We start from the raw sequence: 18,334 nt of genomic DNA, 5'->3' as shown, positions 1-18,334 counted from the left end.
TTACTGTTTCCCCTGCTGGAGCAGCAGCTCGGTCAGCCGATCCACCTTCTGTTCGAGCCGCTCAAGCCGTTCGGCAAGCTGCAGCAGGGTGGGCTCGGCGGCGGGTGCGGGGGTCATCTGTGCTGTGCTGGCGGCTTCCGGGGCGCTGGCGGGCTGCTGCTTCCACTGGCTCAGCACTTTGAGCAGCTCGGCCATGGGAACGGGCTGGCTGAGGCGGGCCTTGACCATGGCGGTGGAGGGGGTGATCCCCTTGACGGCCAGTTCATTGGCGATGCGGATGATCTCTTGGGCTGACATGGGACTCCTGCGCAGGATGAAAAGTGGTTCGGGCTGGACGGGCAGAGAGCTTAACCAAAGCGCGGGGCGCTGAACAGCGGGGCAAGGGTCAGTCAGGCCGGCGCAGCAGCACATCCAGTTCGTCGATGGCTTCCGACCAGTCCGCATCATTCCACAGGGCATCGCGCAGAAAGTCGGCCTGGGCGCGATTCCAGAAGGGGGCTTCCGGCAGCAGGGTCTGGTTGTCCAAGCGGTGCTCGTGAATGAAGCGGTGCAGGCTCAGCTCGTCGTTGGCCAGCCCCAGCTGGGCAAACAGGGCGGCCAGATCGTGGGTCAGGAATTCCATCTCATCTCTCCCAAGAGGCATTCCTGAACATTATAGGCCCGCCCCGTGGCGGCAGATTTACAGGGTGGGCACCCGGTGGGGTGGCAGCTCGACGCCAACCACCTGCAGCCCCTGCATGCGCAGTTGCCCCAGATAGTGGCTCTCGCCATCGCTGGAGAATTCAAACTCGTAATAGGTGAGCAGCCGCAGTGGCTGGTGGGCCAGCGCACGGTGGCTGCGTGCCAGCGACAGCAGTTGCAGGTCGTGATGCTGGCAGTAGCGGCGCATGTATTGCCAGGCGAGCTCGGCCTGACGTCGCTGGTGCCAGAAGGCACCGGCACCGAGGATAAGCAGCAAGATTGCGAACATTTCACCCATCGCGGGCTCCTTCCGGGGTGTGATCCGTGGCGACAGGCGACCCGCCATGGTGGCGGGTCGCCGACATCATCAGGCCGAGGCGAACAGGCGACCGATGGCCTGGCCCAGGGCGTCGCTGCGCTCGGGGTCGCGCAGCCTGGCCAGCATATCATTGCGCAGGGCCGGCAGGGTCACCAGCTCGGCAAATACCTGATTGAAGAACTGGGTCGGCTGCAGGGCCAGCTGTTCCAGGAACAGGCTGAGCAGGCCAGCATCCTTCAGATCGGGCCAGAGCCGGCCGGCGATGGCCAGCAGCAGGGCCGGGCTCGGCTGGGTTTGCAGCAGGGTCAGCAGCTTGTTGGTGCGCATGCTGCTGCCGTTGCAGGAGGCCAGTGCCCGGCACAGGTAGGCCAAGGTCTCGGCATTGGGTTCGGCACACTCCTGCTCCTTGCCGATCCGCTCGAACAGGGCGCCCTGTACGGCCGGCGGCAACGGGGCGTTTTCCAGGCTCTGACAGAGGGCGTAGAGCGGCTCTTGCGGCAGTTTTGGCAGCGCCTTGCACACCAGCGCCAGGTTGCGTTCATCTTGCAGCCGCTCAGCGAGATCGGCAAAACCCTGTACGCCGAGGGTCTGCCATCCCTCTGGCGTCGGGGCAGCCAGATAGTGGCAGAGCCCCTCGAAGTAGGTCGAGGGGGCCTGCTCCAGCTGACGGGCCAGTTTGGCGTGCAGGCTGGCCATCTTGGCCTCGGCCGGGCGGAAGGTGTAGGGGTTCTCCGCCAGACGCTGGGCTTTCTCTTCATCGAGCTCGCCGGTCAGCTTGTAGCCCAGGGTTTCCACCACCTGATCCATGAAGTGTTTGGGGCCGCTGGCGATGAGCAGACCGCGCTCGTCGAGGGCAAACTTGAGAAACCACAGGTAGTGACGGGATTCGGCCGGCTGGAAGAAGTGGACGCCGAGCCAGGCGTGCTGCTGCAGGGGCCAGGGGTAGGGCTCCTGCTGTTGCTCGATGCGCTCGAAGGTGTCGCTCGCCAGTGGTCGCACCTGGCGGCCCATATCGAACAGTTGAAACTGGGTGTCGGCCTGGGTCAAGAATTCGGTCAGCGTATTGATGGTGGACATGAGGTGATCCGGCTAAGGGTGATGCGGGCCGATTATAAGGAGGTTGCACAAGATAGCCAGTGGGGGCGCGTCGCCTGGCATCCGGCCCGGTACGCAGGGGCAGGAGCCGCCATGGTTCTTCGCCCGTGTTGCCGGCCGCAAGGGGCATGGCAGAGGATAGGGGGGAGGGTGTATAGTAACGCCCTTTTTTGCAAAGTTCGGCCTGCCGCCAGCGACACAGGATTGGCGGCGGACGGTGTGTGGTGATGAGGAAGAGAACGCAATGAATCAATATCTGCTGGTAGCCGGCCTGTTGGGTGAACTGACCGCCGAGCTGCAACGTCTGGAACGCTGGCAAGCGGCCCATCCGGGTGAAGAGGCCCTGGCCAGCGAGCTGCCATTTTGCGTCGATACCCTGAGCTTCGATCAGTGGCTGCAGTTCGTGCTGATCCCGCGCATGGAACAGCTGGTGCTGCTACAGGCACCGCTGCCCAGCAGCGTCTCCCTCTATCCCATGGCCAGCGAAGTCTACAAGGAGGAGCTAGCCGAGGTCGAAGCCCTGCTGCGCCTGATCGCCCGCTTCGATCTGCTGCTCTCCGGCAAAGTGGTTGAGCAATGATGCGTGAGCAGGCACAGGAAGAGAACGCCTTGCAGCTGACCCTGCTTTATCAGGATGACTGGCTGGTGGCGGTCAACAAGCCCTCCGGCCTGCTGGTGCACCGCAGCTGGCTCGACAAGGCCGAAACCCGTTTCGCCATGCAGATGACCCGGGATCTTATCGGCGGTCGCCACGTCTACCCGGTACACCGGCTTGACCGGCCCACCTCGGGGGTGCTGCTGTTTGCCCTCGATCCCGCCGTGGCCCGCACCCTGACCGAAGCCTTTGCCGCCCGTCAGGTGCACAAGGAGTATCTGGCGCTGGTGCGTGGCTGGGCCCCCGAGCAGGGGCTCATCGACTATCCGCTCAAGGAGCAGCTGGACAAGATCGCCGATGCCATGAGCGATCCGGATCGTCCGGCCCAGGAGGCGGTGACCGCGTTTCGTCGCCTGCATCAGGTCGAGCTGCCCCATGCGGTCTCCAAGAAACACCCTACCAGTCGCTACAGCCTGGTTCGGCTGTTCCCCAAGACAGGCCGCAAGCATCAGCTGCGCCGCCATATGGATCATCTGTTCCACCCCATCGTCGGTGACACCACCCATGGCGATGGCCGCCACAACCGCTTCTTTCGCGAGCATTATGGCTGTGATCGTCTGCTGCTGGTGGCTCGCACCCTCAGCTTTGAGCACCCGGTGCTGAAGGTGCCGATGCGGATCCAGGCGCCACTGGGGCAGGAAGTACTGCAGCTGTTTGCCGAGCTGGGCTGGCCTGCCAGCGAGAGCGACTACTGAGCCTGACGATCGCGGGGTGTTGCCCGAGCGTTCACTGTGGCATGCTGGGCATCCATGTTGGTCAAAGAGGTCCGTGATGGCGCAGATAGACATAGTGGTGGGTACCGTATACGGCGCGGCCATGCTGGTGGCCGAGACGCTGGCCGCGCAGCTGGAGCAGGCGGGGCACGGCTGCCAGGTGTTCGAGGAAGCCGAGCTGGCAGATCTGGATGCGAGTCGATTCTTGCTGGTCATCACGGCTACCACGGGGCAGGGCGATATTCCGCCCAATCTGCAGCCACTGGCCACCGCCCTGGCTGACCGGGCCCCCTACATGAAAGGGTGGCGTTATGCACTGGTCGCCATGGGAGACAGCAGCTACGAGCATTTCTGCGGTGCCGGTCGTCACCTCGATGCGCTGTTGCAGGAGCTCGGTGCCAGTCCTCTGCTGCCCCGGCTGGAAATAGATGCCACCGTCGACGATGAGCCGGAAAAGGTAGCGCTGGCCTGGCTCAATGGCTGGCTAAATAAACTGTAGCGATCGTCCGTTTTTATCCTTTATTCATCCCCGCTCAGCCCGTCTGGCGGGGATGTTTATTTTGCGGTAATCAGCAGTCTCAACTGACCATATTTGCCCGATATTTATCCGGTTATTTTCCACGTCATCCCCACTTTGCTCAGCGATTTATTTCGGGGGCAGCCGACATGCCTCAAATTTAAAAGTTCCCCATTGAAAGCGATTTCAGTCATGTTTTTGTCATCAATTTGAATATTTATAACTTATTCATCGAAGCGAATTAATGGTTGGTAGCGGTTTCATGGTGGTTATTTTCGCTTTTACACCCGTATGGATGGTGAGTTATTGCATGGTTTGGTTGATTATCATCGTACAAAACCCTCCACGGCCAATGCTGGGCGATTTGTCGCCATTTTGTGAATCAGCTCATGTTTGTCCCGAAATTGGCTACCTATAATCGGCCTCGGTTATCACCTAAACGTTTTTATGGTGATAAGAACTTGGATATTCAGGATCACACTCCTCTCAGCGGGAATAAGGAAAATGAAAATGAAAGCAAAGTGGCTCCCGATCGCTGCAGCAGTAACCGCAGCCCTGGCTTCCCAAGCCGCCTTCGCCGTTGATTTCCACGGCTACTTCCGTTCAGGTGTCGGCGTTTCCAGTGATGGTGATATGCAGACTTTGAGCAAACAAAAGGTGGGCCGTCTGGGTAACGAAGATGATACCTACGGTGAAGTTCAGCTGGGGCAGGAAGTATTCAACAAGGATGGCAAGACTTTCTACGTTGACTCCATGTTCGCCATGACTTCCAACGGTTCTAATGACTGGGAAGGTACTGGCTCTGTATGTAACTTCGATGAAAAACAGTGCAGCGGTGACTCCGAGTTCGCGTTGCGCCAGTTCAACGTGCAAGCCAAGGGTCTGCTGGGTTTCGCGCCGGAAGCTACCCTGTGGGCTGGTAAGCGTTACTACCAACGTCACGACATCCACATCTCTGACTTCTACTACTGGAACATCTCTGGTGCTGGTGCTGGTATCGAAGGTGTCCAGGCGGGTCCTGGTAAAATTTCCTTCGCGTGGGTTCGCAATGACCGTGGTTGGGATGGCAAAGATGGCTGGACCAAGTTTGAGGGGATGGATGTAAATACCCTTGATCTGCGTTATGCAGGCATTCCTTTGTGGCAAGATGCTTCTTTGGAAGTCGGTGTTGACTATGCAATTGCTAATCCAACAGATGCTCAAAAAGACTCTTCTAATGCTCAGTACAAAAACGCTAAAGATGGCGTAATGCTGACTGCTGAATTGACCCAAGGTATCTTTGGGGGATTCAACAAGACCGTGCTGCAGTACGGTACTGAAGGCTACTCCAAGACCATGGCTTTCTACGGTGACGGTTCCTGGTACGGTGCCGAAGCCAAGGATGGTGCCGATGGTTTCCGTATCATCAACCATGGTGTGATCCCAATGGGCAACTCTTGGGAGATGGGCCACCAGCTGGTCTATGGGGTAGGCAATGACATGTGGGATGGCAACGACAAGTGGGAAACCATGTCCGTTGTTGCACGCCCGATGTACAAGTGGGATGACTTCAACAAGACCATCTTCGAAGGCGGCTACTTCAAGGACAAGAACAAGTCTACCAACGGTTCTTCCCTTGAGGATTCTGGTTACAAGTTGACCTTGTCTCAGGCTTGGTCTGCCGGCTCAAGCTTCTGGGCCCGTCCTGAAATCCGAGTCTTTACTTCTTATGTAGCTCTGGATGACAACGATATGGCTGGTACTCCCTATAACAGTAAAACATCTAAAGATACCTGGAACTTTGGTGTTCAAGCGGAAGCTTGGTGGTAAGCAGCTGTTTAAGTTAAGTTAGTCACTGCCCCCGTATGGGGGCAGTTTTGTTTCGCCGGGTAACGGCAACCGGGTTATGGAGATAAGAAGAATGAAACTGGTAAAGATGTCTATCGCAGCCGTGGTTACTGCGCTGTTGGCCGGTTGTTCCGGTAGCATGTTGGTCCCCGTGCAGGATCATGCATCCATCCTGAGTAATGCCGATCAGGCCAAGCAGGCGCTCTCGCAGGCGACCAGCTGCTGCGCCGCTTTCAGTGATTTCAATTATGTGGCGTTGCCGGAGGGCGACACTCTGCTGGCCCTCGACAGCAAGCAACCCAGTTTTCAGTTTGACGAGGGGATGAGCTATTTCGCCGCTTATCGCCTGCCGGCCAATACCGGCAATCTGGCCATCAGCATCGCATCCCAGGTGAGCAAGACGGTGCTGATCCCGCAGGTCATCATGCTGGATGCCCAGTTCAAGGTGACGCGCGTGCTGGGTGAATCGGTATTCACCTATCAGCCGGCCCATCTGCTCGATAACGACAGGATTGAGGGCAAGTTGTTCGTCGACCGCAGCATGCCGGGCAATCCGGCGGCCGAGACCTATATGATCGTCTATGCCCCGGCCAACAAGCTGGCAGGCAGTACCACCATACTGCACCCCTCCAAGGCGTTTGCCAGAGCCAACGGGACGGTTGAACCGGATATCAAGGACCCCGTGATCCCGCACTCCCCATGGGGTCTGGTACAGATCAAGGTGGCCGACATGGCAAAAGGGCAGGGACTGGAAGCGGTCTTCAAGCCTGAATATGCCGACAAGGTAGCAATGAGCAAGGCTGCACCGGCGGCGACGGCCGTTGCGGCAGGCACTGTGGCGACCGCTGCGGTAGCCGCGCCTGCCAAGCCTGCGCCCGCCATGCTGAGCGAAACCGAGGCCTTCTATCAATCCCAGATCGAAAAAGCGGTGAAAGCCGGTGATATCGACAAGGCGATGCAACTGGTCAGCGAGGCGGAGCGGGCCGGTTCGACCAAGGCGAAATCGATCTTTATTGATGCGGTCAAGCGCTCCCAAAAGGGCTGAATATTGCCCGGTCTTTAAAATATAATATTTATTTGAGGCCTCCCTTGTTGGAGGCCTTTTTAATCGGTAGACTAAAATAGAAAAAACAGCAAATGGTTACATTAAGTTACAATGAGTTTCGTTGGGTATTATTTTGATTGGCTAAAATACAATGCGAAACAGCACTTTTCATATTTATGGCTTAGCATGAAGATGCCGAAATATATCCGTAATTAGCCGAAAATTCCCGCCAAAATTATCTTGTGATCTCCCCTCCAAATTTTTTATTCGCTTACCCCTGATGGAAGATATTTGCGATCTGCTGGGTTATATTCAGCTGGTCAAAATAAACAAACCCGCGTCGAATTCATGCCGATGAGAGATGATGTTGATGATCGTCTATAAATTGGACTGAAGCGTCTACGGTAAGACATTCCATTCAGGAGCGCACACATGTTAAAAAATGCTTTCTCTAATCTGCAAAAGGTCGGTAAGGCGCTGATGCTGCCAGTATCGGTCTTGCCCGTTGCAGGTATTCTGCTGGGGGTGGGTGCTGCCCACTTCAGCTGGTTGCCGGAAATTGTCTCCCAATTGATGGAGCAGGCTGGTGGTTCCGTATTTGGTCAGATGGCCCTGCTGTTCGCAGTGGGCGTGGCCCTCGGCTTTACCAATAACGACGGCGTGTCCGGTCTGTCAGCCATCGTTGGCTACGGCATCATGGTCGCCACCCTGAAGGTCATGGCGCCCGTGATGGGCGTTGAGACCATCGAAACCGGCGTCTTGGGCGGTATCCTCGCCGGTGGCGTGGCCGCATGGGCGTTCAACCGCTTCTACAAGATCCAGTTGCCCGAGTATCTGGGCTTCTTCGCCGGCAAGCGCGCCGTGCCCATCATCACCGGTTTCGTCTCCATCGGCCTGGGCGTGATCCTGTCCGTCATTTGGCCGCCGGTGGGCGCTGCCATCGGAGCCTTCTCCGACTGGGCTGCCAACCAGAACCCGGTACTGGCTTTCGGTATCTACGGCGTGGTTGAGCGCTCCCTGATCCCGTTCGGTCTGCACCACATCTGGAACGTACCTTTCTTCTATCAGGCGGGTACCTGTGTCAACGCTGCCGGTGAAACCGTACACGGCATCATGACCTGCTTCCTGACTGCTGACGACGCTTCCCGCGCTGCCGGCAACGGCTTCGGTCAGCTGGCCGGTGGCTACCTGTTCAAGATGTTCGGTCTGCCTGCCGCCGCGTTTGCCATCGCGCACTCCGCCAAGCCGGAAAACCGCGCCAAGATCGTAGGTATCATGGCCTCTGCCGCCCTGACCTCTTTCCTGACCGGTATCACCGAGCCGATCGAATTCTCCTTCCTGTTCATCGCCCCGGTACTGTACGCCATCCACGCCGTGCTGGCTGGTCTGGCCTACGTGCTGACCAACTCCCTGGGCGTGGTACACGGTCACACCTTCTCCAACGGCTTCATCGACTTCGTGGTGCAATCCCCGCGTGCCGATCACATGCTGCTGCTGGTGGGTCTGGGTCTGGTCTATGCCGTCATCTACTACGTGGTCTTCACCGTGGTCATCCGTGCCATGAACCTGAAAACCCCGGGTCGTGAAGACGAAGCGGCCGAAGAGAGCGTTGGTCAGAGCAAGGACGAGATGTCTGCCGCACTGGTCTCTGCCTTCGGTGGCAAGGAGAACATCGCTTCGCTGGACGCCTGCATCACCCGTCTGCGGGTCGGTGTGAAAGACGTGGCCAAGGTTGACCAGGCTGGTCTGAAGAAACTGGGCGCTGCCGGTGTGGTAGTGGCAGGTTCTGGCGTACAAGCCATCTTCGGTACCAAGTCCGACAACCTGAAAACCGACATGGACATCTGGATGAAGAGCAACTAATCCTGTTGCCTGAATACCAGAGTTGTTGAAAAGGGAGGCGCAAGCCTCCCTTTTTGCTGGGCGTCATAGGGTAGCCGATGCGGTGGTGCATGTTTCGACCGGCGCGGTATCAATGTTGCCATCGGTCTTCAGTTCAAAGAAAAAGGCGCCCACGGGCGCCTTTGCTGCATCAGACCGGTTTAGAGCTTTTCCAGATCCCGCTCGATTTCGCTGATCTTGTTCTGCACCACTTTTTCCAGGTGGCGCAGGTCGCGCAAGATCTTCTGCTTGATGTCCGGGTCGGCCTGCACGTGCACGCCCTGGGTCAGGTTGTCGAGCTCATCCACCACGTACTTGAGATTGGCGTTGATCTCGGTGACATCCTTGTACTCGTGGGTGCCCGAATCGACCAGCATGGTCTTGCGCTGGCGCGGATATTTGAACTTGACGCTCTTGGCGAAGAACTCGCCCTTCTGTTTCTTGAAGTAGATCTTGAGGATGTCGTGATTGGCTTCCTGGCGCAGGGTATAGCTGTCCACTGAGGTGGGTTCCTGGATCCCCAGGCTCTTCAGATTCTCGTACATCGGGCTTCCTCGGTTTGAAACGATCCTGACCAATCTATCTTAACCGAGTCGGTGTGGCTTGCCTGTGACAGGGGCGCCAAAATCAAAAGGGCGCCATCAGGCGCCCTTTTAAATCACTGCAAAACCGCTTACTCGTCGATGGAGCGCAGCAGGGCGTTGATGCCGACCTTGGCGCGGGTCTTGGCATCCACCTTCTTGACGATCACGGCGGCGTACAGGCTGTATTTGCCGCACTTGGAGGGCAGGGAGCCGGAGACGACCACCGAGCCGGCCGGGACGCGGCCGTAGTGGATCTCGCCGGTTTCACGGTCATAGATGCGGGTGGACTGGCCGATGAAGACGCCCATGGAGATGACGGAGCCCTCTTCCACGATCACCCCTTCCACCACTTCGGAACGGGCACCGATGAAGCAGTTGTCTTCGATGATGGTCGGGTTGGCCTGCAGCGGCTCCAGTACGCCACCGATGCCGACGCCGCCGGAGAGGTGCACGTTCTTGCCGATCTGGGCGCAGGAGCCCACAGTGGCCCAGGTGTCGACCATGGTGCCTTCATCGACGAAGGCGCCGATGTTGACGTAGGAGGGCATCAGCACGGTATTGGGCGCGATGAAGGAGCCTTTGCGGGCGGTGGCCGGCGGTACCACGCGCACACCGGCAGCCTTGAACTGCTCGGCGCTGTAGTCGGAGAACTTGAGGGGAACCTTGTCGTAATACTGGGCGTCGTCACCCTTGATGATGCCGTTGTCATTGATGCGGAAGTAGAGCAGTACCGCCTTCTTCAACCACTGGTGTACCACCCACTCGCCGGCAATCTTCTCGGCGACGCGAGCCTTGCCGGAGTCCAGCAGGTCGATGGCTTGCAGGATGGCGGCCTTGGTGGCGGCATCGACGGAGCCGGGAGTGATGGAATCACGGCGCTCGAAGGCCGCTTCGATGATCTGTTGCAACTCGGTCATGACAGGTTTCCTTTAAAAAATTCCGTTTGTTGTATCACACTTTTCCAATTGTTTTTAAGGGCTCGGGCCGATTTCTTCACGGGAACGCTGATTTATTGTGCTGGCGTGGTCCAACCTTTTGTTCTGCTTGATAAATCAGGGGCAGACTCGGCGTCTTGTGAAGCCTTCACGGGCCCGGCCTGCCCTCATCATCGGCCGACTCTTGCGGGTTGAGCTGGTTGACCAGCCGCTCCTCCAGCGCCTGCTGCTCGGCCTGGGTCAACGGCTCGCCGGCCAGGGTGGTGAGGCTGAAAAAGTCCTCCACCCGCTCGCCGATGGTGGTGATCTTGGCGGCATGGAGCGACAGGCCGCACTGCTGAAACACCGCGCCGATGCGGGCCAGCAGCCCCGGGGTATCGAGCGCGGTCAGCTCCAGCAGGGTGTGGCGGGTCTCCCCCTTATGGGGCAGAAAGACCACCCGGGTCGGCACGCTGAACTGGCGGTGGCGCCGTGACAGTGGCTTACTGCGTAGCACCAGCTTGCCCGGCTCCTGCAGCGCCTTCTCCAGCGCCTTCTTGATGGTGGCGGTGCGGTTGGGGCTGATGGGCTCGCCGTTGGGTTCGAGCACCACGAAGGTATCGAGCACGTAGTCGCTGCGCGAATTCATGATCTGGGCGTCGTGGATGTTGAGGTTCTTCTGATCCAGCGCCGAGGCCACGGTGGCGAACAGATTCGGGGTGTCGCGACAATAGATGAACACCTCGCTGCCGCCGCGGGTCGGGTGCTTGCCGATGATCACCAGCGGCGCCGGGTTGTCGCCGTGTTCGATGATCTTGCGGCAGTGCCAGGCGATCTGCTCCGGCGTATGGCGCAGGAAGTAGTCGGCCTTGAAGTCGCTCCAGAGCTGGTTGATAGCCTCCTCCGGCACGTCGCGTTGGGCCAGGATCTGCTTGGCCTGGCGCTGGTTCTCGCGGATCTTGAGACGCATGTCGGGCGGGTTTTCCAGCCCCTGGCGCAGCGCCTTCTGGGTGGCGAAGTAGAGCTCGCGCAGCAGGGTGCCTTTCCAGTCGTTCCAGAGGGTGTCGTTGGTGGCGCAGATATCGGCCACGGTCAGGCAGTAAAGTAGGTCGAGGTGCTGTTCGTCGCGCACCTTCTGGGCAAAGTCGGTGACCACCTCGGGGTCATAGATGTCGCGGCGCTGGGCGGTGACCGACATCAGCAGGTGATGGCGCACCAGCCAGGCGACCAGCCGGCTCTCGTAGCGATCCAGGCCGTGCAACTGGCAGAACTCCAGCGCATCGACGGCGCCGAGCTCTGAGTGGTCGCCACGCCGGCCCTTGGCGATGTCGTGGAACAGGGCGGCGATGCTGAGCAGCTCCGGCTTGCGCAGCCGGGTGAACACCTCGTGGCAGAGCGGGTGGGTCTGGCGGCTGGCCGGGTTGGGAAACTGGTGGATGTTCTTGAGCAGCCGGTGGGTGTGTTCATCCACCGTGTAGGCATGGAACATGTCGAACTGCATCTGGCCGACGATGAGGTTCCACTGCGGCAGGTAGGCCGCCAGGATGCCGTACTTGTGCATCAGGGTGAGCGGCTGGCCGATGCCGTTGGGGTGGCGCAATAGCGCCATGAACAGGCGGCGGCAGTCGGGCAAGTCCTGCAGCCAGCAGTTGAGCTTGCGGCGCGCCTCGCGCAGCTGGCGCAGGGTGGCGGAGTGAATGCCGGCAATCTCCGGATGCTGTGCTATCTGGTAGAAGAGGCGCAGGATGGCGGCAGGCTCACGGCCGAACAGCTCGGAATCCACCGCATCGATGAGGCGCCCGCGCAGCTGGAACTCGTCGGAGAGGCGGCGCACGTCCATGGCGGTGTTGCCAAGGATCGCCTCGTCAAACAGCTGCAGCAGCATCTCGTTGAGCTCGGAGACCCGCCGCACCGTCTGGTAGAAGCGTTTCATCATCTGCTCGACCGGGGCGTTGCCTTCCCCCTCGAAGCCCAGCATCTGGGCCACGGTACGCTGGCGATCGAACAGCAGCCGGTTGTCGCCCTTGTTGATGGCCATGTGCAGGGCGAAGCGCACCTTCCACAGAAAATTCTGGCAATCGAGCAGCTCGCGATACTCGGCCCGGTTGAGAAAGCCGTGGCTGGTCATCTCGAACAGGGTGGTGGCGCCGAAGTGGCGGCGGGCCACCCAGGCGAGGGTCTGGATGTCGCGCAGGCCGCCGGGATTGCTCTTGAGATCCGGCTCCAGCTTGTAGGCGGTGCCGAGAAACTGCTGGTGGCGCTGGGCCTGCTCTTCGCGTTTGGCCTTGAAGAACTGCTCGCTCGGCCAGAAGTGCTGGGGGCCGGTGGCCTCCTTGAGCTGCTGGAAGCCCGCCTCGCGGCCGGTGATGTAGCGCGCCTCGATCAGGTTTGTGGCGACCGTGATGTCGCCGCGCCCCTGCTCGAGGCACTCGGCCACGTTGCGCACCGCCTGGCCCACCTCCAGCTTGAGATCCCACAGCAGGGTGATGAATTCGCCGATGCGCAGCCCCAGCACCTCGTCCAGTTCGTCCCCTTCATAGAGGATCAGCAGGTCGATGTCGGAGTGGGGGTGCAGTTCACCACGGCCATAGCCGCCCACCGCGATCAGGGTGAGCTCAGTTTTGTCGAAGCCGAACTTTTGCCACAACCGGGTCAGCAGCTCGTCCATGTATTCGGAGCGGGTAGCCACCAGTTCGATGATGTTGTCACCGGCATCGAAGCGGGCGTGCAGCCAGCCGAGAAAACGGCTCAGGTACTCCTTGCAGTTCTCGCGGGTGAGCTGAGCGTCGGGTAACAGGTGGGGGGAAAGCAGGCTGGCATCCATGGCGTCTCACACTCTACTGTCGCACGCATGTGCGCTGTTTTCGCACGGGTTCGCGGCTGATAAAAACAAAACCCCGGCGGGAGGCCGGGGTTTGATGTTAACCGTGTTTGATGAGACGGTCGATAGTGTCATCCGGGCGCAGCGTCAGCACCTCGCAGCCATCCTCGGTCACCAGCAGGGTGTGTTCCCACTGGGCGGAGTCGCCGCCATCCTTGGTGGTCACGGTCCAGCCATCCTTCGGATTGACCTTGCAGTGGTACTTCTTGCTGTTGACCATGGGCTCGATGGTGAAGCACATGCCCGGCTTGAGCTCCTGCTTGCCGCCGTTGCGATAGTGCAGGATCTGCGGCTCTTCGTGGAACTCGGCCCCGATGCCGTGGCCACAGTAGTCGCGCACCACGGAGAAACCGGCCTTCTCGACGATGGGCTGGATCACGGCGCCGATCTCGGTGATGCACATGCCCGGACGCACCTGCTTGATGGCGGCGTAGAGGCTCTCCTGAGCGACCTTGCACAGCTGACGGCGCAGCGGGGTGGTCTCACCCACGATGAACATGGCCGAGGTATCGCCGTGGTAGCCATCCTTGATGACGGTGATGTCCAGGTTGATGATGTCCCCTTCCCGCAATTTCTTGTGGTTCGGGATGCCGTGGCAGATCACATCGTTCACCGAGGTGCAGATGGACTTGGGGAAGCCGTGGTAGTTGAGCGGCGCAGGGATGGCCTGCTGCACGTCGACGATATAGTCGTGGCAGAGGGTGTTCAGTTCGTCGGTGGTGACGCCCGCCTTGACGTGGGGGGCGATCATGACCAGCACATCGGCGGCCAGTTGGCCGGCAACGCGCATCTTTTCAATCTCTTCCGGTGTCTTGATTTTAATGGACATGGGATCTCTCTTGGGACCTGATCGCGCATCTATCGATGTCCGGCAATCAGGTAATGAAAAATAGATGCGTTTGCAATCAGGCCAAAATTTTATCCCCAACCCCCGTTTACTTCCAGTGTGATTGTCATCACAGCGTCAAATCGGCGCTTCAGCATGCTGCCCAGGGATCCATTTTTAGCGGTTAGGCTGGTGGTGTCCTGACCAAAGTTATGGTATAAAGCGCGCCGGAATGGGGAACTTGTGTCCTCATTCCATCACCCTTACTTAAACAACACACACACATCGACACATATGCCGGGGTGCCTTAACGGGTCGGTTATATGGGATGTGTGGAGGCCTAACCCCAATAGAGGTATAAAATGGCTAAAGTTTCTATGCGCGACATGCTGCAAGCCGGCGTTCACTTCGGTCACCAGACTCGTTACTGGAACCCGAAAATGAAATCCTACATCTTCGGTGCCCGCAGCAAGGTTCACATCATCAACCTGGAAAAAACCGTTCCGATGTTTGACGATGCCATGAACTTCATCAGCTCCGTAGCTGCCAAGAAGGGCAAGGTACTGTTCGTAGGTACCAAGCGTGCCGCGTCTGAAGCCGTAAAAGAAGCCGCTGAGCGTTGCGACCAGTTCTATGTTAACCACCGCTGGCTGGGCGGCATGCTGACCAACTGGAAAACCGTTCGTCAGTCCATCAAGCGCCTGAAAGATCTGGAAACCCAGAGCCAAGACGGTACCTTCGACAAGCTGACCAAGAAAGAGGCGCTGATGCGTACTCGCGAAATGGAAAAGCTGGAGAAGAGCCTGGGTGGTATCAAGAACATGGGCGGCCTGCCTGACGTTCTGTTCGTTGTCGATGCCGACCACGAGCACATCGCTATCAAAGAAGCCAACAACCTGGGTATCCCGGTAGTTTCCATCGTTGATACCAACTCCAACCCGGACGGCGTTGACTATGTCATCCCGGGTAACGACGACGCTATCCGTGCCGTTCAGCTGTACCTGAATGCTGCTGCTGACACCGTACTGGAAGCTCGCGCTCAGGACATCGTTGTTCAAGCCGAACAAGATGGCTTCGTTGAAGCTGAGTAATTGATAAGGACTGCAAAGCCCTTATTAACCAAGCTGATGTAATTGGTTAGCAGGGGCCCTTGTGGCCCCTGTTTCTTGTCAATTCAAGACCGAGGATACTGGACATGGCAAACATTTCTGCCGCCCTGGTAAAAGAACTGCGCGAGCGCACCGCCGCTGGCATGATGGATTGCAAAAAAGCACTGGAAGAAGCCAACGGTGATATCGAACTGGCTATCGAAAACATGCGCAAATCCGGTCAGGCCAAAGCCGCCAAGAAAGCTGGCCGTATCGCCGCTGAAGGTGTGATCTTCGCCCGTACCGAAGGCAACGTTGCCGTCATGATCGAGCTGAACTGCGAGACTGACTTCGTTTCCAAGGATGCCGGCTTCCTGGCCATGGGTCAGAAAATCGTTGAAATCGCCGCTACCCAGAAGATCGCTGACGTTGACGCGCTGAAAGCCGCCGACTTCGGCAACGGCGAGTCCGTTGAGCTGACCATCACCAACCTGATCGCCAAGATCGGTGAGAACATGAACCTGCGTCGCGTGATGCTGGTTGAAGGTGACAACCTGGGCACCTACGTTCACGGCTCCCGCATCGGTGTTATCACCAAGCTGGCCGGTGGTTCCGACGAGCTGGCCAAAGATCTGGCCATGCACGTTGCTGCCAACAGCCCGCAATTCGTCAAGCCGGAAGATGTATCTGCCGAAGTCGTTGCCAAAGAGCGCGAAATCCAGATCGACATCGCCATCAACTCTGGCAAGCCGAAAGAGATCGCCGAGAAAATGGTTGAAGGCCGCATGAAGAAGTTCACCGGTGAGGTTTCCCTGACTGGTCAACCGTTCGTGAAAGATCCTTCCATGACCGTTGCCGAGCTGCTGAAGAAAGAAGGCGCTGACGTTGTTTCCTTCACCCGTTTCGAAGTGGGCGAAGGCATCGAGAAGCAAGAGACCGATTTCGCTGCGGAAGTTGCAGCCCAAATCGCGGCCGCTCAAAAGGCCTAATCGAACCGGTTTTTCCGTTTCCCCAGACCGCGACTTATGTCGCGGTCTTTATATGACCAGGAATCAGTGACATGAGTACCAATCCCAAGCCTGCATACAGACGTGTTCTTCTGAAGTTGAGTGGTGAAGCCCTGCAAGGATCCGAGGGTTTTGGCATTGATCCGGCGGTGCTGGATCGGATGGCCCAAGAGATCAAAGAACTGGTTGAGCTGGGTGTTCAGGTCGGTCTGGTCATCGGTGGCGGCAACCTGTTCCGTGGTGCCGGTCTTGCCAAGGCGGGCATGAACCGCGTGGTGGGCGACCACATGGGTATGTTGGCTACCGTGATGAACGGTCTGGCCATGCGTGATGCCCTGCATCGTGCTTATGTGAATGCCCGTCTGATGTCTGCCATCTCCCTGCAAGGCATCTGTGACTCCTATGTCTGGGCCGAAGCCATCAGCCAGCTGCGTGCCGGCAAGGTGGTGATTTTCTCCGCCGGTACCGGCAACCCCTTCTTCACTACCGATTCTGCGGCCTGTCTGCGCGGGATCGAGATCGAAGCTGACGTCGTGCTCAAGGCTACCAAGGTCGATGGCGTGTTCACCGACGATCCGGTCAAGAACCCGGATGCCGTGCTGTGCCATGAACTGAGTTATGATGAAGTTCTTGAAAAAGAACTCAAAGTAATGGATCTTGCTGCTTTTACTCTGGCCCGCGACCACGATCTGCCGATCCGGGTGTTCAACATGAACAAGCCGGGTGCGCTGCGTCGGGTGATCATGGGCGAGCCGGAAGGTACCCTGATCCATCACGTCAGCAAGTGAGACAAGCGTGAGCTTCGGCTCGTTTGTCCATGACGCCAGCCAATAAGATAGATACGGGCCGGTTGACGGCTCGTTCGCCAAAAGGAAAACCACTGTGATCAACGAGATTAAAAACGACGCCAAGGACCGCATGGCCAAGAGCGTAGAATCGCTCAAGACCCAGATGTCCAAGATCCGTACCGGCCGTGCTCACCCGAGCCTGCTCGACGGTATCCAGGTGGAGTATTACGGTGCGGCCACTCCTCTGAAACAGTTGGCCAACGTGGTGGCTGAAGATGCCCGCACCCTCTCCATCTCCATCTTTGACCGCTCCATGATCCAGGCGGTGGAAAAGGCCATCCTGACCTCCGATCTGGGCCTCAACCCGTCCAGCAACGGCCAGACCCTGCGCGTGCCGCTGCCGCCGCTGACCGAAGAGCGTCGTCGCGACCTGACCAAGATCGTGCGTGCCGAAGCGGAAGGTGCCCGGGTTGCCGTGCGCAACATCCGTCGCGATGCCAACGCCGACTTCAAAGCGCTGCTCAAAGACAAAGAGATCTCCGAAGACGACGACCGTCGTGCTCAGGAAGAGATCCAGAAACTGACCGATTCCTTCATCAAGCTGGTAGACGAAGCGCTGGCTCTGAAGGAAAAGGAGCTAATGGAAATCTAAGCCTCTGACAGGTATATTACGAGCGCCGTGTAGTGCCCCTGCACGGCGCTTTTGTCTTTGTGGGAGAAATGAATGTCGCTTTTGGCAGCCGTAGGTGATTGCGCCAATTCGTCCTTGCCTCGTCACGTCGCCATCATCATGGACGGCAACGGACGCTGGGCCCAGAACCGTGGCAAGATGCGGGTCTATGGCCACAAGGCAGGCGTGAAGTCTGTTCGCGAGGCGGTAACCTTTGCTGCGCGGGCCAAGATAGACGCGCTGACCCTGTTTGCGTTTTCCAGCGAGAACTGGCGTCGCCCGGAAGGGGAGGTCAGCGCCTTGATGGAGCTGTTCATGACGGTGCTGGGCCGTGAGGTGCAGAAGCTGCACAGCAACGGCATCCGGCTCAAGGTGATCGGCGATACCGCCCGTTTCAGCGAGCGTCTGCAGGCCAAGATTGCCAAGGCGGAGGCGCTGACCGCCAACAATCAGGGGCTGACTCTCAATATCGCCGCCAATTATGGTGGTCAGTGGGACATCGCCCAGGCGGCCCGCAAGCTGGCCCGTGCCGTGGCGAGCGGGGAACTGGCTGCCGACCAGATAGATGAAGCCATGCTTGGCCGCGAGGTATGCATGGCCGACCTGCCGCCGGTGGATCTGCTGATCCGCACCGGGGGCGATCATCGCATCAGCAATTTTGTGTTATGGCAGCTCGCCTATGCCGAGCTCTATTTTACCCCGGTGCTGTGGCCTGATTTCAACGAGGCCGAGTTCAGCGAGGCCGTTGCCTCCTTCGTGGCCCGTGAGCGTCGTTTCGGCTGCACGGGTGAACAGATCCGGGAATTGATCGCCGAGCAACAGACCGGCTAACCCCCCTCCCAA

At 58.7% G+C, this 18,334-nt stretch carries 19 protein-coding genes; 11 read left to right on the top strand and 8 right to left on the bottom strand.

Annotation, left to right across the window (positions count from 1 at the left end; genetic code table 11):
• The 4 genes from PG881_RS09365 to PG881_RS09350 form a co-directional block, all read right to left on the bottom strand.
• The gene (locus PG881_RS09365; RefSeq protein ID WP_270799498.1) at nt 1–297 is read right to left on the bottom strand and encodes a hypothetical protein; all 297 of its coding nucleotides are present in this window, start codon (nt 295–297) and stop codon (nt 1–3) included.
• A gap of 88 nt (nt 298–385) precedes the next feature.
• Nucleotides 386–622, bottom strand: coding sequence for a DUF2789 domain-containing protein (locus PG881_RS09360; RefSeq protein WP_011705082.1), 237 nt, complete (start codon nt 620–622; stop codon nt 386–388).
• 57 nt (nt 623–679) lie between these two features.
• Complete coding sequence (locus PG881_RS09355; RefSeq protein WP_011705083.1) at nt 680–979, bottom strand: DUF3301 domain-containing protein; 300 nt, start codon at nt 977–979, stop codon at nt 680–682.
• 69 nt (nt 980–1,048) lie between these two features.
• On the bottom strand, nt 1,049–2,077 hold the full coding sequence (locus tag PG881_RS09350; RefSeq protein ID WP_039212953.1) for a DUF3549 family protein: 1,029 nt from the start codon (nt 2,075–2,077) through the stop codon (nt 1,049–1,051).
• Between the two features lie 262 nt (nt 2,078–2,339).
• On the opposite strand from PG881_RS09350, the gene PG881_RS09345 reads away from it, so the two are divergent.
• The 6 genes from PG881_RS09345 (at nt 2,340) to ptsG (ending at nt 8,715) form a co-directional block, all read left to right on the top strand.
• On the top strand, nt 2,340–2,675 hold the full coding sequence (locus PG881_RS09345) for a YqcC family protein (protein WP_011705085.1): 336 nt from the start codon (nt 2,340–2,342) through the stop codon (nt 2,673–2,675).
• Nucleotides 2,672–3,445: a tRNA pseudouridine(65) synthase TruC gene (truC, locus tag PG881_RS09340; protein WP_029303719.1), complete on the top strand. Its 774-nt coding sequence runs from the start codon at nt 2,672–2,674 to the stop codon at nt 3,443–3,445. Before PG881_RS09345 ends, truC begins: the two co-directional genes overlap by 4 nt.
• A 76-nt stretch (nt 3,446–3,521) precedes the next feature.
• Nucleotides 3,522–3,962, top strand: coding sequence for a flavodoxin (locus PG881_RS09335; RefSeq protein WP_049048399.1), 441 nt, complete (start codon nt 3,522–3,524; stop codon nt 3,960–3,962).
• 528 nt (nt 3,963–4,490) lie between these two features.
• Nucleotides 4,491–5,789 carry a maltoporin gene (locus PG881_RS09330; RefSeq protein WP_323971246.1) on the top strand — a complete coding sequence of 433 codons (1,299 nt, stop codon included), beginning with the start codon at nt 4,491–4,493 and terminating at the stop codon, nt 5,787–5,789.
• 91 nt (nt 5,790–5,880) lie between these two features.
• Nucleotides 5,881–6,852, top strand: a complete 972-nt coding sequence (locus PG881_RS09325; RefSeq protein WP_044799417.1) for a MalM family protein — start codon at nt 5,881–5,883, stop codon at nt 6,850–6,852.
• 432 nt (nt 6,853–7,284) lie between these two features.
• Nucleotides 7,285–8,715: a PTS glucose transporter subunit IIBC gene (gene ptsG, locus PG881_RS09320; RefSeq protein WP_016349865.1), complete on the top strand. Its 1,431-nt coding sequence runs from the start codon at nt 7,285–7,287 to the stop codon at nt 8,713–8,715.
• A 179-nt stretch (nt 8,716–8,894) separates the two neighbouring features.
• Here ptsG and PG881_RS09315 read toward each other — a convergent pair whose 3' ends face one another.
• The 4 genes from PG881_RS09315 to map form a co-directional block, all read right to left on the bottom strand.
• Nucleotides 8,895–9,278 (bottom strand): DUF3461 family protein, encoded by a 384-nt coding sequence (locus PG881_RS09315; protein WP_011705091.1) that lies wholly within the window; start codon nt 9,276–9,278, stop codon nt 8,895–8,897.
• A 128-nt stretch (nt 9,279–9,406) separates the two neighbouring features.
• On the bottom strand, nt 9,407–10,234 hold the full coding sequence (gene dapD / locus PG881_RS09310) for a 2,3,4,5-tetrahydropyridine-2,6-dicarboxylate N-succinyltransferase (protein WP_005303473.1): 828 nt from the start codon (nt 10,232–10,234) through the stop codon (nt 9,407–9,409).
• Nucleotides 10,235–10,400: 166 nt separating this feature from the next.
• Nucleotides 10,401–13,055, bottom strand: a complete 2,655-nt coding sequence (gene glnD / locus PG881_RS09305; protein WP_270799492.1) for a bifunctional uridylyltransferase/uridylyl-removing protein GlnD — start codon at nt 13,053–13,055, stop codon at nt 10,401–10,403.
• A gap of 97 nt (nt 13,056–13,152) precedes the next feature.
• Nucleotides 13,153–13,941 carry a type I methionyl aminopeptidase gene (gene map / locus PG881_RS09300; RefSeq protein ID WP_011705093.1) on the bottom strand — a complete coding sequence of 263 codons (789 nt, stop codon included), beginning with the start codon at nt 13,939–13,941 and terminating at the stop codon, nt 13,153–13,155.
• Nucleotides 13,942–14,300: 359 nt separating this feature from the next.
• Between map and rpsB the strand changes: the two genes are divergently transcribed.
• From rpsB to uppS, 5 genes are all read left to right on the top strand, one after another.
• Nucleotides 14,301–15,029, top strand: a complete 729-nt coding sequence (rpsB, locus tag PG881_RS09295) for a 30S ribosomal protein S2 (RefSeq protein WP_005303470.1) — start codon at nt 14,301–14,303, stop codon at nt 15,027–15,029.
• Nucleotides 15,030–15,133: 104 nt separating this feature from the next.
• Nucleotides 15,134–16,015 (top strand): translation elongation factor Ts, encoded by an 882-nt coding sequence (gene tsf / locus PG881_RS09290; protein ID WP_016349867.1) that lies wholly within the window; start codon nt 15,134–15,136, stop codon nt 16,013–16,015.
• A 71-nt stretch (nt 16,016–16,086) separates the two neighbouring features.
• A complete protein-coding gene (pyrH, locus tag PG881_RS09285) occupies nt 16,087–16,821 on the top strand; it encodes a UMP kinase (protein ID WP_011705095.1) in 735 nt (244 codons plus the stop codon).
• 94 nt (nt 16,822–16,915) lie between these two features.
• Complete coding sequence (gene frr, locus PG881_RS09280; RefSeq protein WP_085734650.1) at nt 16,916–17,473, top strand: ribosome recycling factor; 558 nt, start codon at nt 16,916–16,918, stop codon at nt 17,471–17,473.
• Between the two features lie 72 nt (nt 17,474–17,545).
• Nucleotides 17,546–18,322, top strand: a complete 777-nt coding sequence (gene uppS / locus PG881_RS09275; protein ID WP_017408605.1) for a polyprenyl diphosphate synthase — start codon at nt 17,546–17,548, stop codon at nt 18,320–18,322.
• Nucleotides 18,323–18,334: the final 12 nt, after the last annotated feature.

It is taken from the genome of Aeromonas sp. QDB54 (assembly GCF_027707385.1).
Taxonomy (GTDB): domain Bacteria; phylum Pseudomonadota; class Gammaproteobacteria; order Enterobacterales; family Aeromonadaceae; genus Aeromonas; species Aeromonas hydrophila.
The sequence above is the reverse complement of the archived record's forward strand: the minus strand, read 5'-3'. Positions and strand labels throughout refer to the sequence as shown.

Bases quoted from the DNA above. Each gene is read 5' to 3' on its own strand.
- PG881_RS09365 (WP_270799498.1), bottom strand. From the start codon at position 297: ATGTCAGCCCAAGAGATCATCCGCATCGCCAATGAACTGGCCGTCAAG.
- PG881_RS09360 (WP_011705082.1), bottom strand. From the start codon at position 622: ATGGAATTCCTGACCCACGATCTGGCCGCCCTGTTTGCCCAGCTGGGG.
- PG881_RS09355 (WP_011705083.1), bottom strand. From the start codon at position 979: ATGGGTGAAATGTTCGCAATCTTGCTGCTTATCCTCGGTGCCGGTGCC.
- PG881_RS09350 (WP_039212953.1), bottom strand. From the start codon at position 2,077: ATGTCCACCATCAATACGCTGACCGAATTCTTGACCCAGGCCGACACC.
- PG881_RS09345 (WP_011705085.1), top strand. From the start codon at position 2,340: ATGAATCAATATCTGCTGGTAGCCGGCCTGTTGGGTGAACTGACCGCC.
- truC (WP_029303719.1), top strand. From the start codon at position 2,672: ATGATGCGTGAGCAGGCACAGGAAGAGAACGCCTTGCAGCTGACCCTG.
- PG881_RS09335 (WP_049048399.1), top strand. From the start codon at position 3,522: ATGGCGCAGATAGACATAGTGGTGGGTACCGTATACGGCGCGGCCATG.
- PG881_RS09330 (WP_323971246.1), top strand. From the start codon at position 4,491: ATGAAAGCAAAGTGGCTCCCGATCGCTGCAGCAGTAACCGCAGCCCTG.
- PG881_RS09325 (WP_044799417.1), top strand. From the start codon at position 5,881: ATGAAACTGGTAAAGATGTCTATCGCAGCCGTGGTTACTGCGCTGTTG.
- ptsG (WP_016349865.1), top strand. From the start codon at position 7,285: ATGTTAAAAAATGCTTTCTCTAATCTGCAAAAGGTCGGTAAGGCGCTG.
- PG881_RS09315 (WP_011705091.1), bottom strand. From the start codon at position 9,278: ATGTACGAGAATCTGAAGAGCCTGGGGATCCAGGAACCCACCTCAGTG.
- dapD (WP_005303473.1), bottom strand. From the start codon at position 10,234: ATGACCGAGTTGCAACAGATCATCGAAGCGGCCTTCGAGCGCCGTGAT.
- glnD (WP_270799492.1), bottom strand. From the start codon at position 13,055: ATGGATGCCAGCCTGCTTTCCCCCCACCTGTTACCCGACGCTCAGCTC.
- map (WP_011705093.1), bottom strand. From the start codon at position 13,941: ATGTCCATTAAAATCAAGACACCGGAAGAGATTGAAAAGATGCGCGTT.
- rpsB (WP_005303470.1), top strand. From the start codon at position 14,301: ATGGCTAAAGTTTCTATGCGCGACATGCTGCAAGCCGGCGTTCACTTC.
- tsf (WP_016349867.1), top strand. From the start codon at position 15,134: ATGGCAAACATTTCTGCCGCCCTGGTAAAAGAACTGCGCGAGCGCACC.
- pyrH (WP_011705095.1), top strand. From the start codon at position 16,087: ATGAGTACCAATCCCAAGCCTGCATACAGACGTGTTCTTCTGAAGTTG.
- uppS (WP_017408605.1), top strand. From the start codon at position 17,546: ATGTCGCTTTTGGCAGCCGTAGGTGATTGCGCCAATTCGTCCTTGCCT.